Genomic DNA, 287 nt, shown 5'->3' with positions numbered 1-287 from the left:
CCGCCCATAAAAGCAGCAAGAGCATTATTTCTTCCGCCAGTTTCACCTAGACCATCGACAATTTGTTCAAAAAGGATAGCAGTTTGACTTTTGCCAGAAAATCGAATGTTATCAATTTGATCTAATGATAAATTCTCCTGCTTTTTATTTTTATTAATAGCCTTTATAAGCTCTTCTGGAGCGTCTTTCATCGGTTTATGATTAAGCCACTTATAGCCTGCTGAAGGCGCACATACGACGTAATTATTAACGTGTGCTTTAATATCTACTCCAGGTAGCCAACCAAT

Annotated in this window: 1 pseudogene; it reads right to left on the bottom strand. The window is 37.6% G+C overall.

Annotated features, from left to right (window positions below):
* A pseudogene (locus ACNDLV_RS08120) lies at window positions 1-287 on the bottom strand (bifunctional DNA primase/polymerase); the annotation flags it as partial.

The organism is Lactobacillus fornicalis, assembly GCF_055362665.1.
The sequence above is the reverse complement of the archived record's forward strand: the minus strand, read 5'-3'. Positions and strand labels throughout refer to the sequence as shown.